Source organism: Neisseria sp., from assembly GCF_041804105.1.
GTDB lineage: Bacteria > Pseudomonadota > Gammaproteobacteria > Burkholderiales > Neisseriaceae > Neisseria.
Genome location: NZ_JBHCJY010000128.1, coordinates 17,817 through 34,045, shown reverse-complemented (window position 1 = coordinate 34,045; position 16,229 = coordinate 17,817). Strand labels below are relative to the sequence as shown.

Sequence of the window (16,229 nt, the reverse complement as noted above, 5' to 3'; positions counted from 1 at the left end):
TTATGTTTCAGCCAGGTAGGTTGGGCCATGATCTAACCTACGACTTGTTATCTTGAAATTAAGAAAGAATACATAATGAATTACTCTTTGATTATTGATAATATTTGGAATGTCTTGGTACCTAGTATAATTGGAAATACTGTCTATGACGGACTCAAAACCATATTAGGTGAGGTGTTTGATGGACTATTAGCACATAAAAATAATGGTAATAAAAAGCAGTTTACTGAAACATTAACAATTACGCTTGAGAGAAATCCGGAAATGGTTAAACAATTGGAAATATTCTTTCAACAGAAAAATACTTCCAATAACATTAGTATTAAAACAGGAAATATTCATGCAGGTGGGAATGTAACTATTGGAAATATTAAAAATGGATAAAATTTTAACATGCAATACGACTGGTGATATTTATAGTAATGGTGATGTATCTATTGGCAATCAGACTATTAATTATTGCAAATCAATTGAGTGGCAGAGTTTAGAAAAAAACAAACAAAAGATTTTAGAAAACATTAGAAGTACCGAACATAAAATTGAGAGATATCCTGATGATAGTGATTTTAAGGAAGAATTATTAAAATATAAGAAGGAACTGATTGAGTGCAATTGCGAGCTGGAGCAGTTTAAGCATGAAATTTTTCAATTGGCACAAAAATTTAGTCAAATTGAAATTAATAGTGAACGCAGAAAAATAGCATATCAAGCTTTCTTAGATGGTAAATATTCAGAAGCAAGAGCTATATTAGAAACTGAAGAGGCTATACAAGAACACAAGGATTTATTACAACAAAGAGAGTATTTGAAACGACAGCAAGAAGAAAACGAAAAAAAGTTAAAACATAAATCTGAAGAAAGTATTTTATTAGCGCATTTATATATGATTTATTACTCTTTGGGTAATGATAGAATCAATAAAGTAAAAGAGTACTTCGAGTTAGCGATTAAAGAACATGATATACCGAAATATCGTTTGGAGTATGCTCGATTTTTATATATAAACAATGATTTAAAAAAATCAGAGGAAGTTTATGTAGATACGTTAAATAAATGTGAAGAATTGGCTTTGCGAGACAAAAAAGAAAATGCAATATATTTAATATGGTGTTTAAAAGATTTTGCTGGCTTATTACAAAATTATCCCAATAGATGGAATGAAGCAGAGCAGCATTATTGTCGAGCAATCTCCATATATGATTCATTAATGGATTGTACGGAAAAATATGATAAGCAATTCATATTATTATTAAAAGAATATGCAGATTTATTAGATTATTGTGCTCGATATCAAGAGGCAGAAAAATATTATAATAAATGTTTGAAAAGTATAGAGCATAAATCTATAAATGATCCTGTGTTGCAAGCAATGGTTTTTCATGATTTTGGAATTATGCTTGCAAAGAATCCAAAAAAATTTGATATTGCCGAGAGCTTACATAAACAAGCATTACAGATTAGACGTACATTACCAGAAAACCAACTAGAAGCTTTAGAGCATTTAATTTATAGTTTGAAAAGTTTAGGGAAATTATTATCAGACTATCCTGATAAATATAATGAAGCCAAAGAATATTTTGAAGAGGCCTTAGCTCATCTGGAAAAGTTAATTGAAAACGAATCAATAAAATATCAAAAATTAGAAGCGGATATATATTCTCTCTTTGCAATGTTATTAAATAATATATGGGAAAAATTTGGAAGTAATCAAAATGCACAACAAGCAAAAAAATATTATGAAAAAGCTATTTTCTCTTTTCGAGATTTAGATGCATTAGCTCCTAATGCATATGACTTAAGATTAGCTTTAGCATTGAATAATTACGGCACACTTCTTCAGTATGCATTAAACGATAAAGTTTCAGCAAAAAAAATGTATGAAGAGTCCTTGAATATTTTTGAGAAAATTTATGCCAACCTTTCTGCAAACAATTCTGATGATATTCAGGATAGTATTGCGATGGTTAAGAACAGTTTGGCAAACCTATATAGTAATATGGATATGTTTTCTAAAGCTGCATTTCTCTATAAGCAAGTTTTAGATATTCGAATAGATTTGGTAAACAGACAACCAGATGTTTATTTGAAAAATTTGAAATATTGTCTTAAATGTGTCGAACAATCAGGTATAAAAGAAGAGAGTTTGCAGAGAAAATATGAACAAGCTGTTAATCTGTTGCATCATATAAATGCTTGAATTGTCTAAAAATCATTTTTAAAACCATGGCCGAAAAACTCCCACCCGATGCGCTGATTGAAGCCGCGCTTTTAACCCAAACCGAGCCTTTAAGCGAAAAAACCATGCGCGAGTTGTGCGTGCCGCCGCTGTCGCAGGATAAACTGATCGACGTGTTGGCCAACCTGAAAGCCCGCTGGCATAACCGCGCCCTGCAATTAACCCACACCCACGAGGGCTGGCGTTTCCAAATCGCGCAGGCGGCATTCGAGCGGTTGGGCAGCTTGCAGGAGCAGCGCGCGCCGCGTTATTCGCGTGCGGTGATGGAAACGCTGGCGATTATTGCCTACCAGCAGCCGGTTACGCGCGGCGACATCGAGGGCATACGCGGCGTGGCGGTGTCGCAAAACGTGATGCAGACGCTGCAAGACAGGGGCTGGATTGAGGTTATCGGCCACCGCGATTCCGTCGGCCGTCCTGCGCTGTGGGCGACTACCGATGTTTTCCTCAGTGATTTGCAGCTGGAAAGTTTGGAAGAACTGCCGCCGCTTACCGAATTGGGCGAGTTGGTGCTGCCCGATTTAATTGAGCCCGTGCCAGGCGGGGAAGAAAACGCGGAATCGGGGACGGCGGAAGCGTCTGATGAAGACGAAGAGGGCGATACACAGGAGCGGGTGTTGAACTGAAAATCCGGCTTACGTTTTGCGCAAAGCTGCGGTTTTCAGACGGCCTGTTATAATTTCCATATGAATCCGTCTTCCAAACCCATCCGAATTTTAGGTATCGACCCCGGCAGCCGTACCACAGGTTTCGGCATCATCGACGTATATGGCCGTGAGCATGTTTATGTGGCATCCGGTTGCATTAAAACCATTTCCGGCGACGAGCTGGCAGGCCGGATTGCCGTGATTTGCCAACATATCGCAGAACTTATCGATACTTACCGTCCGCAGCAGGCGGCGGTGGAACAGGTGTTTGTCAACGTGAACCCCGCTTCCACGCTGATGCTCGGGCAGGCGCGCGGTGCGGCGATTGCCGCGCTGACCATGCGCGGCCTGCCCGTTTACGAATATACCGCCTTGCAGGTCAAGCAGGCGGTGGTGGGGCAGGGTAAGGCGGCGAAAGAACAGGTGCAGCATATGGTGGTGCGGATGCTTGCACTCTCGGGTACGCCGCAGGCCGACGCTGCCGACGGTTTGGCCGTTGCGCTGACCCATGCCCTGCGCAACCACGGCCTGGCTTCCAAGTTGAATCCCGATTCGATGCGGATTAAGGGCGGGCGGTTTCATTTGTGAACATGCGCATCAGGCCGTCTGAAAAAATATTTTCAGACGGCTTATTTGGTTACTTGAAATGGTTAATTCATTTTTAATGCAATTGTTATATATCTAATGTATCTGATGGTTCGAGAGACAGTGTCTTCATGGTGGAGTGAATTACCATTGTTATTGTATTAGAAACTAACGTGTTTGGTGGGCTGGACTTGCCTAGTTTGATGTAGATTTTGTGACTGATAAATTTTTCAAGACGGTATGTACTATAAAAGGGGGAGGGATTCCAGTGAGAAATATATTGTGGTCGAATTGGAATTAAAATTTATAGTGAAAAATACATTACCTGAAAACGGGTTATTGGGTTTATTTCAGTTTTGTGACTGGTTTTGTTTTGGTGGGTAAGGGAGGTAGGCGAATTAGTAAAGTATCCTTATGTTGAAAGTGATTATTATCAGAATGTTTTAATTAATAACTATAATATTAAATTTCTATTAATATTTTAGACAAAAAGAAAATAATAGATAACTTGTTAATTTACAATAAAATAATTTAAAAATTATTGTATTGAATTTTAAAATAAAATATTAAAATTATTAATAAAATTTAGAGGGGTGTGAATGGAGTGTTAAAAAATATTTGAAAGCTAAAAAGTTTTTATCTATGTGGGCTGGGGTGGCTTCCGAACAACAGCCGTCGTTATTGTAGACGAGCGCAACAATCTTAATTCTTAATCTATTATGATAGGAACACTTCAATGGTCACTAGAGAAAGCGTATGTAAAGATTTTGCCGACAGTTCTATTGAGGAAGAAGATGTCAATTAGGGGGGGATAATGGGCAGACGCTCCGCTTCATCCGAATATGCTTGAGCGGGTAGATGGCAAGATTGTGCAATGGATAGCAGAACTGTTTTCTTAAAATTTAAATAACTTGAAAGGGATGGCACAATATTTGACGAACACACTATCCCACTCGAATTGCTTAAAATTGATCCCAATCTACCACAGCCGTTTCAACTCAAGTTACCCCAGAAGAAGGTATGATAGGTTGGGGGCTGACCATCGATAATGTTATGATAATATTATTAAGAATAGGCTGTTATGCCACTATGTATTGGGAAATTCTTCCAATTTTCAGGTAAAACAAATGGCTTTCCTGCTTCTCGATATGATCGAACAATTCGGCCACTTAACAAGAAAACCGTCACAAAAAACTGTTATGAGGCAAAACTGGATTGGTTGCAAGTAATTGGGAGTTGGTCTGACAAACGTACACGTCTACATTAACTTACATATAGGCTGAAAAAGATCTAAGTATCGATATACTGTTGTTCAGCAGCTTTGGTTATTAAGTCTGCCCTCCAAATCCCAAACGGCTTTGCTAGAGTTTAAATGTGAGTTCTTATATAGATTTAACTCCCATTCTCCAAAAAGATTTGCTAAGGAAGGGCTTCCTAACGAGTTTTAGAAAATTACAAGTTACCTAACCAGTAGCGACACCTGTAAAATGGTGGCTACAAAAGCGTACGGTATTCGAACATGGTGGTTACAATACCAGTATAGATCCGTTTGGAACGGGTCTATACTGGTATTGAGCCTATATTTCACCGATTATTTTAGATTGAGATCGGGACTATACGGCGGCAATCCATAAAACCAGCATCAATAACTGATTTCAAATAAATCGAATAAGAAATGAAATATTTGGCTAAGGTTGAAATGTCCATTGAGGAAAAATTCAAAAATCAGGCTAAACGGTAAAAGAATAATTTTATAAAAATTTTTAGGAACTGCCTTAGATAATTATAAAATTATCTTAACATGGTTTTGAATACTCTGGTTGTCTGGAACAGCTTCTTATGCTTTATGGTTAGGGACTGAACGGAGAATCAATAAAGTTAGAAGTTATTACACGGTTTCAGGCCAAACCGTTTGCGGCGGCCTGGTTCAGACGTTCTTCAAACTGGGTTAAATCTACGCCTGCTTTTGCGGCGGCGGTTTTGACTTCGGCAGTTGTCATGCCGTTTTGTACCTGATGGAAACCCCAAAGCAGGGAGCTGCGTGTACCGGTGCGGCAGTAGGCGAGTACGGGGGCGGGCAGTTCGCTGAGCAGCCGTTGGAATTCCGCTACGTCTGCGGCGTTGATGGCGGGGGCGGTAACGGGCTGGTGTGCGGCCTGAGTGATGTTTTGTGCGGCGAGCCATTGACTGACTCGGGCAAAATCGGGTTGGTCGGGCTGTTCTGCGTCTGGGCGGTTGCAGATGACGCTTTTGATGCCGAGACGGGCGGCTGTTTCGGCATCGGCTTCGGTCAGTTGGGGGGAAATGTACAGGGTGTCGGTCAGTTTCAGGATGCTCATGGTCGGTGCCTTTTTCGGGTAAGGAATGGTTGGGTTTTGCGGAGGCTGCGTTTTCAGACGGCCTTGGTGGGTGTGGTGCGGGCGGCAAATGGAATGATGCTGCCGTTCGGACGGAAAACCGCCGGTTTCCGCAACCGCACGAATCAAAACCGTTTCTGGCTTGGCCGTATTTCTTTGTTTGGATGGTAAGACCGGGTTTGCCAACGTTGCGTTTTCAGACGGCATGGATGCCGTCTGAAAACACGGTTTCGCGGAAGTGGAATATGCCGCTTATTCCGGCCATTGTTGCTGCTGTTGTTGCCGCTGCATTTTCTGCAACTGCCGTTCTGTTTCCTGACGCGCTTCCTGCCACAGCGGGCTGTCGGGGTCGGTGTGGTTTTGCAGGTAGTCGAGCAGTTCTTCGGGATTGTTTTTGAGTTTTTTCACGGCAATCAGGTTGGCGGTGAAATCGGCCAAGGTGGGCGCGGCGGGGTGGGGTATCCATGCGCCGCCGCGTCCGCGTTTGCAGAAATAGACGGGAAAGCCTTGCGCTTCTTCGTTGAAATCGACGGCAAACGGGTCTTCGTAGTAGTTGCGTGCGATGACGTACCAGCCGTTCTGCCATGCGCCTTCGGTATTGCCGGTGAGGTCTTCGCTGCTCAGGCCGCTGAAGCGGTAGCCGTCTTGGAACAGCTCGTGGAAGTTGCCGTAGTCGGGGTAGGTTTGCGGCAATACGGCAGGGGCTTCGACGACGACGGGATAGTCTATCCATTGGCGCACGGCTTCGGGAATCGGCGTTTTGCTGATTTGGTGGACGAAGCGGGCGGTTTGGCCGTAGAGCCACTGTTCGAACAAGGCGCGGTCGGCGATGCGCAGCAGGGCGGTATCGGCTTCGGCGGCCTGTACGGTCAGGGTGGTGCTGTGCAGGTAGCCGTGGCGGAAATAGTGTACGGATACGCTGTCGCCGGGTTCGAATGCTTGGAAACGTGCGGCGAAATCGGTGCAGGCGAAGCCGTCGAGCGCGATGATGCGGTCTTGCGGGCTGAGTCCGGCTGCTTCGGCGCTGCCGCCGTTGAAAACGTGGGTCAGGGTGATGCTGTCGTCGTTCTGTTTGTAGCGTGCGCCGAAATCGGATGCCGGTTTGAGCGTTACGGTATCCGCGGTAAGTCCGCCGCCGTGGTTGCGGGGCAGGGGCTGCCATTGCAGTTCGATGCCGGCCTGGGCGAGACATTCGCGCAGGGGCAGGTCGTCGGTACTGTATAGGGCCGTCTGAAAAAAGTCTTCGAGGCGCGTGCCGGTGATGCGCTGGCATTGCTGCTGCCATTCCTGTTCGGGAATGCCTTGGCCGTTTTCACACCATTTGCGGTACATTTCCTGCAGGACGGTATCGAGGCTTGCGCTGCCTTGGCGTTGGCGGCGGATGAGCAGGTCGAGACACAGTGCGGCGAGTGCGCCTTTCTGGTAATAGCTGACGATGGCGTTGGGGCTGTTTTCGTCTTGTCTGTAAAACTTGTTCCATGCGGTAAAGCTGGATTGGGCAAGGGTCTGTTTCAGACGGCCTTTGCCCTGCTGTACGCGGGTAATGGTTTTGGCGAGCAGGTTGAGATAGGTTTCGGGCGTGATGACGCGGCTGCGGGCAAGCAGCAGGTCGTCGTAATAGGATGTGATGCCTTCGAATGCCCAAAGCTGTTCGGTGTAGGTTTCGCTGTCCAGACTGTACGGCTCGAAGAGGGCGGGTTTGATGGATTTGACGTTCCATGCGTGGAAGTATTCGTGGGAAAACAGGCCGAGCAGTTCGGTGTATTTTTCGTCGGCGTCGTCCATGTGCAGCGGCGGCAGGCTGTCGCGCCCGGCCAAAAGTGCGGTGCTGCTGCGGTGTTCGAGACCGCCGTAGAGGTTGTCGCCGATGTGCAGCAGAAACAGGTATTCGGCAAACGGTGCGGGCGTGGGGAACATTTGCAGCGCGGTTTCGCAGATTTTCCGCACGTCGTCTTTCAGACGGCCTCTGTCGAAATTGCGGTAGTGGCCGCTCAAGACGATGCGGTGCGGGATGCCGAAGGCTTCAAATGCAATGGTTTCGAGCGAACCGAGTTCGACGGGATGGTCGATGAGTTCGGCGTATGAGGCCGTCTGATAAATGTGGCCGCCGAGGTGGGGCAGGGTGGTGGCGGTCAGCCAATGGGTAGGCAGCCGGTTGAGCGTGATGCGGTGTTGGGTGTTTTCCTGTCCGGCGATTTTCAGAAACAGGCAGGCACCGTCGAAGAAGCCGCGTTCGGGAGAAAGGAAAGAGCCGCGGACGGATAAATCGTGGGCGTAAACGGTGTATGAGATTTCCCAGTTTCCTGCGCGGGCTTCGGTTTCCCAAATGTTTTTGGCAGTTTGGACAATGCGGGCGGGCTGGCCGTGGCAGCGTGCGGAAATTTCGATGATGTGGCGGGAAAAATCTCGGATGAGGTAGCTGCCGGGTACCCAGTTGGGCAGGGAAAGAACCAGCATGTCGCTTTCTTCTTGGCTGAAACTCAGTGTAATCTGCCATTGGTGGGCATGGGGCAGGGGGGTTAATGTGTAGTGGAGCATATGCTTGCGCCTTTTTCGGGAAAGATGGAATTATCGGATGAATTTGATTTAAGTCAAACAGTTGCCGACGATAAGCAACAGCCTTGTAAAAATATGTTTTGAATATCAGACCGCCGCGCTAAAAAATAAGGTTTTATACCAATTTGGCTTGGTGCGGTAAAGGTTTTTGATTTAGAATACCGCCGTCAGACCCCGTTTTGCGTTGTTTTTGTATGCGTTCGGGCGTTAAATTAAGAAAAATCGGGTATATCTTGGGCGCATAAAACGCCGAAGCAAAACCGGTAAACCAATGCCATGTTTAATGGAGACCTTCAATGGACACACAAACTTACAACTACAAAGTGGTGCGCCAGTTCGCCATCATGACCGTAGTTTGGGGTATCGTGGGTATGTTGGTCGGTGTCATCATCGCCGCACAGCTCTTTGCCCCGGCTCTCAACCTATCCGAAATCGGCCCCTGGTTCCACTTCGCCCGCCTGCGTCCGCTGCATACCAATGCGGTGATTTTCGCGTTCGGCGGTTGCGGTCTGTTCGCCACTTCTTATTATGTCGTGCAGCGTACCTGTAATGTGCGTCTGTTTGGCGGAAATTGGCTGCCTGCCTTCACTTTCTGGGGATGGCAGGCTGTGATTGTCGCCGCGGTTATTTCCCTGCCGATGGGTTGGACGCAAGGTAAGGAATACGCAGAATTGGAATGGCCCATTGATATTCTGATTACATTGGTGTGGGTGGCTTATGCGGTAGTGTTCTTCGGTACGCTCGCCAAGCGCAAAATCAAACATATTTATGTGGCCAACTGGTTTTATGGCGGCTTCATCTTGGCAGTGGCATTGCTGCATATCGTGAACAACATCAGCATCCCCACCAGCCTGACTAAATCTTATCCCGTATATTCCGGTGCGATTGATGCAATGGTGCAGTGGTGGTACGGTCATAATGCGGTGGGTTTCTTCCTGACTGCGGGCTTCTTGGGCATGATGTATTATTTCGTGCCGAAACAGGCCGGTCGTCCGGTTTATTCCTACCGTTTGTCCGTCGTTCACTTCTGGGCGCTGATTTTCACTTACATGTGGGCCGGTCCCCATCATCTGCACTACACTGCTTTGCCCGACTGGACACAGTCGCTCGGTATGGTGTTGTCGCTGATTCTGTTCGCACCGTCATGGGGCGGTATGATTAACGGTATCATGACCCTTTCCGGAGCTTGGGACAAACTGCGTACCGACCCGATTCTGAAATTCTTGGTGGTGTCCCTGTCTTTCTACGGTATGTCGACCTTTGAAGGTCCGATGATGTCGATTAAAACCGTCAATGCATTAAGCCACTACACTGACTGGACAGTTGCACACGTTCACGCAGGTGCCTTGGGTTGGGTGGGTTTTGTAACCATCGGTTCCATCTATTATCTGATTCCCCGCCTGTTCGGTAAAAGCGAGATGCACAGTGTGAAGCTGGTCGAGTGGCACTTCTGGATTGCAACCATCGGCGTGGTGCTTTATATCGCCTCTATGTGGATTGCAGGAGTATTGCAAGGTCTGATGTGGGGTTCGCTGAACGAAGACGGAACATTAACCTTCTCGTTTGTAGAATCCGTAAAACGCACCATGCCTTATTACATGATCCGTTTTACAGGCGGCCTGCTGTATTTGAGCGGCATGTGTCTGATGGCATATAACGTTTACCGTACCGCTATTAACGGTAAACCTGTTGATGCCGAGATTCCCGCCGTCGCACAAGCCCAGCATCATTAATATAAGAAAGACAGGCTACCAAAATGAAATTACAACAATTAGCTGAAGAAAAAGTCGGCATTCTGATCGTGTTTACTTTTTTGGTAATCAGTTTCGGTTTGCTGATTGAAGTCGTGCCTTTGTTTTTTACCAAAGCGGTTACCCAGCCCGCTCCGGGTGTAAAGCCCTATAACGCCCTTCAGGTGGCGGGTAGGGACATTTATGTGCGCGAAGGCTGCTATAACTGTCATTCCCAGATGATTCGTCCGTTCCGTGCTGAAACCGAGCGTTACGGCCATTATTCGGTGGCGGGGGAATCGGTGTACGACCGTCCGTTCCAATGGGGTTCCAAACGTACCGGCCCTGATTTGGCCCGTGTGGGCGGCCGCTATTCCGACGAGTGGCACCGTATCCATTTGCTGAATCCGCGCGATGTTGTACCGGAGTCCAATATGCCTGCATTCCCTTGGCTTGCATATAACAAAGTGGATGTAGAATCCACCGTGACCAATATGAAGGCTCTGCGCGCAGTCGGAACACCTTACAGCGACGCGGAAATCGAAAAAGCTCCCGAAGCCTTGGCAAACAAATCAGAGCTTGATGCTGTGGTTGCCTACCTTCAAGGTTTGGGTTTGGCATTGAAAAACGTAAGGTAACATCATGGATATAAACTGGATTCGCTCATTGTTTACCGTATGGGTGTTTGTCAGTTTCGCGTTGGTTCTCTATATCGTATTCAACCGGCGCAATAAGAAAAACTACGATGATGCTGCCAGCAGCATTATGGAAGATGACGACACCCCGCACGAAAAACAATAAGATATAACAGCGATTCCGGTTATCCCGTGATCACGGAGCAAAATAATATGAACACCACTTCCCAATTTACCAGCAGTTTCTGGCATTTCTACATCATCGCCATCGTGGTGGTGAGCTTTATTGGTTTGGCATGGCTTTTGTTGTCGCAAAATGTTGTCAAACCGCCTAAAAAAGGCGAAGAAGTTAAAACCATGGGCCATTCGTGGGACGGTATCGAAGAATACAACAATCCCCTGCCGCGCTGGTGGTTTTGGCTGTATGTCTTGACGTGGTTCTTCGGTATCGGTTATCTGGCTATGTATCCTGGTTTGGGCGATTACAAAGGCCGTTTTGGCTGGAGCAGTACAGGCCAATATCAAGAAGAAGTGAAAGCGGCCAATCAAGAATATGGTTCGTTGTATGCCAAATTTGCCAAAATGCCGATTGAGCAGGTGGCAAAAGATCCGGAAGCGAAGGCCATCGGCCAGAATATGTTCAACACTTACTGTATCCAGTGTCACGGTTCGGACGCCAAAGGTTCCAAAGGCTTTCCCAATCTGACCGACCATGATTGGTTATGGGGCGGAGATCCTGCCAAAATCCAGGAAACCATCAAATCGGGCCGTAAAGCGACCATGGCGGCATGGGGACCTGCTTTGGGTGAGGAAGGTGTGAAAGATGTGGCGCACTATGTCATGTCGTTGTCTAAAAAAGAAGGGCAATACGATCCTGACCGTGCGGTACGCGGTAAAGCCTTGTTCCACGGCGGCCCTGCCAACTGTTACACTTGCCACGGCGATAAAGGGCAGGGTGTGCAGGGGGTAGGTCCGAATCTGACCGATGATGTCTGGTTGTGGGGCGGTACGCAGAAAAACATTATCGAGACCATTACCAACGGCCGCAATAGCACTATGCCTGCTTGGGATAACTTCTTGGATAAAGACAAACTGCACATCATGACTGCTTATGTTTGGGGACTGTCGAATAAAGACGGTAAAGCACCTGCGCCTAAAGCTGTTGCAACCCCCGTTCAAAGTGTTGCATCCGCTCCGGCTGCTGCCAGTGCTGCGCAGGCGTCAGCCGCCCCTGCACCCGCATCCGCTGTATCAGCTCCGACTGTACCTGCCGCCGATAAAGCCGGTGTCAGCTATGATGCAGGCAAGGGTATTTTCTACTTTGCTACCGGTAAGAGCGATGTGGCGGCAGAAGCCGACAAAGTGGTAGCAGACTTGGTAAAAGCGGGCAAGGAAGGTAAAAAACTGGTTGTTAGCGGTTATACCGACAGTACGGGTAATGCTGCAGCCAATGCCGCTCTTTCCAAAAAGCGTGCCGAAGCTGTACAGGCATTTCTGACTAAGCAAGGTGTCGATACGAAAAATATCGAATTGCGCAAACCTGAAAATACCACCGCTGCCCAAGGTAATGATGCGGCAGGCCGACGTGTGGAAGTTAAAGTCGAAGGTTAAGTATCATCAGTTGAGCAAAAAAACCGTTCCAATCGGAACGGTTTTTTTGTTGTGTCTATGGAATGGCAGAAAATTTAAGGCCGTCTGAAATCGTGAGATGTCAGCCGCTTTGGATAGACTTTGCTGGGTATGTATAACAGGTTAAATTTAAAAAGTGATGCTGCTGGTACTCCTGTTACTGATGTTTCGTTGTAGATGTAAATTTATGCGAAAACTCAAAAATATTTGTTATCTAAAGAGTTATTACTTGAGGAAAATTAAAACACAGCATTGTTTGAATATGGATTTTTCCACTTGGTTGGGGTGACTGCCGAGCTGTGCACGTTTAAAACGTAGTGTTTATCCGTACTGCCTGTCAAATTGCAGCGATCGGTAGGATTTAAAAAGGCCGTCTGAAATTTTTCAGACGGCCTTGCTGCTTACTGTAAGTCTTTCGGGGTGTAACGTCCGGCCATGGATTTATAAATCATGTTTTCATACTTCAATACTTCGTAACGTTGGTTGAGCAGGCTTTGGGCGGAACCGTATTCGGTGTTCAGGGCCTCGAGCCAGTCTTTCAATTCGTTCTTGCCGTATTGGTAGCGTACTTGGTAATAACGGCTGTTTTTTTGGTCGAGCGCGTATTTATTGCGCTGGATGCGAAGGGTTTCGGCGGCACGGCCGTATTTTTGGTAGTTGCCGTACACTTCGTTGACGGCGGCAGTCAGGTTTTTTTCAAAATTGAGCCGTGCGCCGTCGAAATTGGCTTGAGCGGTTTTATCCTGCCATTTCAAAGTTTTCCAGTCGAGAAAAGGCAGGTTGATTTGGACGTTGCCGCCGAGCATGGGTACGTTGAACATGGATTTGGCTTTGTTCGAGGATGCCCCTAAACTGGCGCCGACGGTAATGCTGGGATACCAGTTCCGTTTTTGGTAATCCACGTTTTTCAGTGCGGATTGCAGGCGGTATTCGGCAGCGCGGATGTCGGGGCGGTTGGCGAGTGTGGAAACCGGCACGTTCAAGTCGGGGTTTTTACTGTTGTGTAAGCGGTAGCCGTCAGGATGAGCGGCATAGGCTTCGCCGGGCTTGAGATTGAGCAGGTTGCGCAGGGTTTCTTCAAGCTGTTCGCGCTGGTTTTTCAAAGAAACAAGGCTGTTTTGTGCGGACAGCAGCGATTGTTCCGCCTGACGTGGCTGGGCGGCATCGGCTTTGCCGTGGCGGTATTTGCTGTCGGTAATGCGGCCGATGCTTTGGTATTGCTTGATGGTTTTTTCGGTCAGTGCAACCGCTTCGTTGAGGTAGGCGATGTTGAAATAGGCATCGGCAATATTGTTGGCAAGCGTCAGGCGGACGGCGGCCATGTCTTGTCGGGTGGCGTGGTATTCCCATACCTGCGCGTCGGCTTGGGCATTGAGTTTGCGCCACAAATCGATTTCATAGCTCAAACCGAGCTGGCTGCTGAAATTGTTGCTGCTGCCGTTACTGCTTGAGCCTGTCGCATTGGTGGTGTTTTTCAGCGGTTTGGACGTGGATGCGCCGAGTGAACCGCTGAATTTGGGCACGAGATTCGCACCGAGAATATTGGCCTGATACAGGGCTTTGTTGACATTGACAGCGGCCTGTTTCAAATCGGTGTTGTTTTCGAAGGCTTGGTTAATCAAGGCGTTGAGTTGGCGGTCGTTGTAGATTTCCCACCAATTGCCGTTGATGTCGTAATGCTGTGCGGTTTCCGAGGCAGGAGTAATGTGGCCGGTGGATTCGAGCGTCAGGTTGCGGTCGGCACGTTGTCCGGCGGCACATGCGCTGAGTGCAACGGCAAGGGCGATGCTTAAGGCCGTCTGAAAAACAGGTTTGGTATGGTATTTCATGGTTTTCGGTTTCCTTTTTTCAGACGGCCTTGGGAGGAACAGGCCGTCTGAAAAGATGGTTCTGCTGAACGGTTGTCAATCATGCGCCAGCGCATCAATCGGATTGAGCTGCGAAGCGCGTTTGGCGGGCATAAAGCCGAAAGCCACACCGATAACGGTGGAAAACAGTACGGCGGCGATAATCGAAAAAGTGGAAAACGACATGGCAAAATCGCTGACCAAGGCATTGAACAGCAGGCTGATGCCGAACGACAGCAAGACACCGGTCAGGCCGCCGATGAGGCATATCAGCATGGCTTCAATCAGAAACTGCTGGAGAATGTTGCCCTGCCGCGCACCGATGGCCATGCGCACGCCGATTTCCTTGGTACGTTCCGTTACCGATACCAACATGATGTTCATCACGCCGATGCCGCCGACCACCAGCGAAATAAATGCGATGCACGAAATCAGCAGCGTCATGGTGTTGGTGGTACTTTCGATGGTCTGTTTCAGGCTGTCGCTGTTGTCCATGAAGAAATCTTCTTTGCCGTGGCGCGACATCAGCAGCGCATGCAGACTGTTTTCGGCGGCTTGAGAGTTGGCCGAATCCTTGACTTTGACGGTAATCGAATTGATGTGCCGCTGGCCGTTAATCTGGTTGATAACCGTGGTGTACGGCGCCCACATCTGCAAACTGTCGGTGCTGCCGCCGAAAGAGTTGTTTTCTTTTTCGGTTACGCCGATAACGGTAAGCGGACGCTTCTTAAACAGGATGGTTTTCCCCAGCGGGCTTTGGCCGTCGGGAAAAAACTTGTTTTTGGTATTGTGGTCAATCACCACCACACGCGCATTGTTTTTCACGTCGTCGGCATCGTATAGACGGCCTTCCCCGAGCTTGATGCCGCGCACGCCGAAATATTGTTCTCCCGCACCGTAAAGCTGGCCGGTGGCATCAGTGTTGCGGTAGGTAACGGTGGCACTGACGGAAGTCATCGGCGTAACGCTGTCCACATAGCTCTGTTTGGCAATCGCTTCCGCATCGCTGATGGTCAGCGTGCGGATACGGTTGGCCTGACGGTCGCCGAAACCGCGGCCGGGGCGGATGCTGATGGTGCTCGTACCTATCGAGTTGATGTCTTCGAGAATTTTTTCCTGCGAACCTTTGCCCAACGCCACGACGGATACTACCGACGCAATGCCGATGATGATACCCAGCATGGTCAGCAGCGAGCGCATTTTGTGTGCCATGATGGCCTGCACCGACATACGGAACGATTCCATAAACTGATCTTTGAAAAACAGCCACGACGTGTTTTCCTTGACGCTCTCAACCTTGCTCGGCGGGATTTCCGTAGTTTTGCTGGTATCGGAAATAATACGGCCGTCGCTGATTTCAATCACGCGGTTGGCGTTGGCGGCGATATTCGGGTCGTGTGTAACCAAAATCACGGTATGGCCGTCTGAATGCAGTTTGTGGATGATTTCCATCACGTTTTTGCCGCTGGCGGTATCGAGCGCGCCCGTAGGCTCGTCGGCAAGGATGATTTCGCCGCCGTTCATCAGCGCGCGGGCAATCGATACGCGCTGCTGCTGGCCGCCCGATAATTCAGACGGCCTGTTGTTTTCTTTGCCTTCCAAACCCAAGTCGTGCAGCAGTTTTTCCGCACGTTCGGAACGCGTTTTCTGTTCCATGCCCGCATAAACCGAGGGCAGGGCAACGTTGTCGCGGGCATTGAGCGAACTGAGCAGGTTGTAGCGCTGGAAAATGAAACCGAACCGCTTGCGGCGCAGGCCGGCCAGTTCGTCGGCGGCCATCTGCGAAGTTTCCGTGCCGTCGATTTTGTACGAACCGGAAGTGGCGGTGTCCAAGCAGCCTAAAATGTTCATCAGTGTCGATTTGCCCGACCCCGACTGGCCGATAATCGCCACAAAATCGCCTTTTTCAATCGACAGGCTCACGTCTTTCAAAACGTGTACGCGGTTTTCTCCGCTGCCGAACCAGCGGTTGATGTTGTTGCACTCGATTAAACTCATCACGCGCTC

11 protein-coding genes and 1 pseudogene are annotated in these 16,229 nt (G+C 48.0%); 8 read left to right on the top strand and 4 right to left on the bottom strand.

All coding sequences use genetic code 11. The features are described 5' to 3' along the window. Window positions 1-75 precede the first annotated feature (75 nt). Genes ACEYDX_RS10835 through ruvC form a run of 4 tightly spaced genes read left to right on the top strand, consistent with a single transcriptional unit; the run spans window position 76 to window position 3,471 of the window. Complete coding sequence (locus ACEYDX_RS10835) at window positions 76-384, top strand: hypothetical protein (RefSeq protein WP_373742027.1); 309 nt, start codon at window positions 76-78, stop codon at window positions 382-384. Continuing rightward, complete coding sequence (locus tag ACEYDX_RS10830; protein ID WP_373742026.1) at window positions 377-2,197, top strand: hypothetical protein; 1,821 nt, start codon at window positions 377-379, stop codon at window positions 2,195-2,197. The genes ACEYDX_RS10835 and ACEYDX_RS10830 overlap by 8 nt, the downstream gene beginning before the upstream one ends. Before the next feature lie 26 nt (window positions 2,198-2,223). Then, the gene (locus ACEYDX_RS10825; protein ID WP_373742025.1) at window positions 2,224-2,862 is read left to right on the top strand and encodes an SMC-Scp complex subunit ScpB; all 639 of its coding nucleotides are present in this window, start codon (window positions 2,224-2,226) and stop codon (window positions 2,860-2,862) included. Between the two features lie 60 nt (window positions 2,863-2,922). Then, the gene (ruvC, locus tag ACEYDX_RS10820) at window positions 2,923-3,471 is read left to right on the top strand and encodes a crossover junction endodeoxyribonuclease RuvC (RefSeq protein WP_373742024.1); all 549 of its coding nucleotides are present in this window, start codon (window positions 2,923-2,925) and stop codon (window positions 3,469-3,471) included. A gap of 1,895 nt (window positions 3,472-5,366) precedes the next feature. Here ruvC and ACEYDX_RS10815 read toward each other — a convergent pair. Both ACEYDX_RS10815 and ACEYDX_RS10810 read right to left on the bottom strand, forming a co-directional pair. Beyond that, on the bottom strand, window positions 5,367-5,807 hold the full coding sequence (locus tag ACEYDX_RS10815) for a TIGR01244 family sulfur transferase (RefSeq protein WP_373742040.1): 441 nt from the start codon (window positions 5,805-5,807) through the stop codon (window positions 5,367-5,369). 810 nt (window positions 5,808-6,617) lie between these two features. Continuing rightward, a pseudogene (locus ACEYDX_RS10810) lies at window positions 6,618-8,363 on the bottom strand (M61 family metallopeptidase); the annotation flags it as partial. A 314-nt stretch (window positions 8,364-8,677) separates the two neighbouring features. On the opposite strand from ACEYDX_RS10810, the gene ccoN reads away from it, so the two are divergent. The 4 genes from ccoN to ccoP are packed head-to-tail and all read left to right on the top strand — an operon-like array spanning window position 8,678 to window position 12,357. Then, a complete protein-coding gene (ccoN, locus tag ACEYDX_RS10805) occupies window positions 8,678-10,114 on the top strand; it encodes a cytochrome-c oxidase, cbb3-type subunit I (RefSeq protein ID WP_373742023.1) in 1,437 nt (478 codons plus the stop codon). Window positions 10,115-10,137: 23 nt separating this feature from the next. Beyond that, window positions 10,138-10,749: a cytochrome-c oxidase, cbb3-type subunit II gene (gene ccoO / locus ACEYDX_RS10800; protein ID WP_373742022.1), complete on the top strand. Its 612-nt coding sequence runs from the start codon at window positions 10,138-10,140 to the stop codon at window positions 10,747-10,749. Window positions 10,750-10,753: 4 nt separating this feature from the next. Then, window positions 10,754-10,912, top strand: a complete 159-nt coding sequence (locus ACEYDX_RS10795) for a cbb3-type cytochrome oxidase subunit 3 (protein ID WP_373742021.1) — start codon at window positions 10,754-10,756, stop codon at window positions 10,910-10,912. Between the two features lie 47 nt (window positions 10,913-10,959). Next, entirely contained in the window at window positions 10,960-12,357 is a 1,398-nt protein-coding gene (gene ccoP, locus ACEYDX_RS10790; protein WP_373742020.1) for a cytochrome-c oxidase, cbb3-type subunit III, read from the top strand. 419 nt (window positions 12,358-12,776) lie between these two features. Here the strand turns inward: ccoP and ACEYDX_RS10785 are convergent, their stop codons facing one another. Next, window positions 12,777-14,204 carry an efflux transporter outer membrane subunit gene (locus ACEYDX_RS10785; protein ID WP_373742019.1) on the bottom strand — a complete coding sequence of 476 codons (1,428 nt, stop codon included), beginning with the start codon at window positions 14,202-14,204 and terminating at the stop codon, window positions 12,777-12,779. Between the two features lie 75 nt (window positions 14,205-14,279). Next, window positions 14,280-16,220: a MacB family efflux pump subunit gene (locus tag ACEYDX_RS10780; protein ID WP_373742018.1), complete on the bottom strand. Its 1,941-nt coding sequence runs from the start codon at window positions 16,218-16,220 to the stop codon at window positions 14,280-14,282. Window positions 16,221-16,229: the final 9 nt, after the last annotated feature.

What these genes read in the sequence shown, in the direction of transcription:
- ACEYDX_RS10795 (WP_373742021.1), top strand. Translation starts at nt 10,754, where the DNA reads ATGGATATAAACTGGATTCGCTCATTGTTTACCGTATGGGTGTTTGTC.
- ACEYDX_RS10825 (WP_373742025.1), top strand. Translation starts at nt 2,224, where the DNA reads ATGGCCGAAAAACTCCCACCCGATGCGCTGATTGAAGCCGCGCTTTTA.
- ACEYDX_RS10835 (WP_373742027.1), top strand. Translation starts at nt 76, where the DNA reads ATGAATTACTCTTTGATTATTGATAATATTTGGAATGTCTTGGTACCT.
- ACEYDX_RS10785 (WP_373742019.1), bottom strand. Translation starts at nt 14,204, where the DNA reads ATGAAATACCATACCAAACCTGTTTTTCAGACGGCCTTAAGCATCGCC.
- ACEYDX_RS10830 (WP_373742026.1), top strand. Translation starts at nt 377, where the DNA reads ATGGATAAAATTTTAACATGCAATACGACTGGTGATATTTATAGTAAT.
- ACEYDX_RS10815 (WP_373742040.1), bottom strand. Translation starts at nt 5,807, where the DNA reads ATGAGCATCCTGAAACTGACCGACACCCTGTACATTTCCCCCCAACTG.
- ccoO (WP_373742022.1), top strand. Translation starts at nt 10,138, where the DNA reads ATGAAATTACAACAATTAGCTGAAGAAAAAGTCGGCATTCTGATCGTG.
- ccoN (WP_373742023.1), top strand. Translation starts at nt 8,678, where the DNA reads ATGGACACACAAACTTACAACTACAAAGTGGTGCGCCAGTTCGCCATC.
- ACEYDX_RS10780 (WP_373742018.1), bottom strand. Translation starts at nt 16,220, where the DNA reads ATGAGTTTAATCGAGTGCAACAACATCAACCGCTGGTTCGGCAGCGGA.
- ruvC (WP_373742024.1), top strand. Translation starts at nt 2,923, where the DNA reads ATGAATCCGTCTTCCAAACCCATCCGAATTTTAGGTATCGACCCCGGC.
- ccoP (WP_373742020.1), top strand. Translation starts at nt 10,960, where the DNA reads ATGAACACCACTTCCCAATTTACCAGCAGTTTCTGGCATTTCTACATC.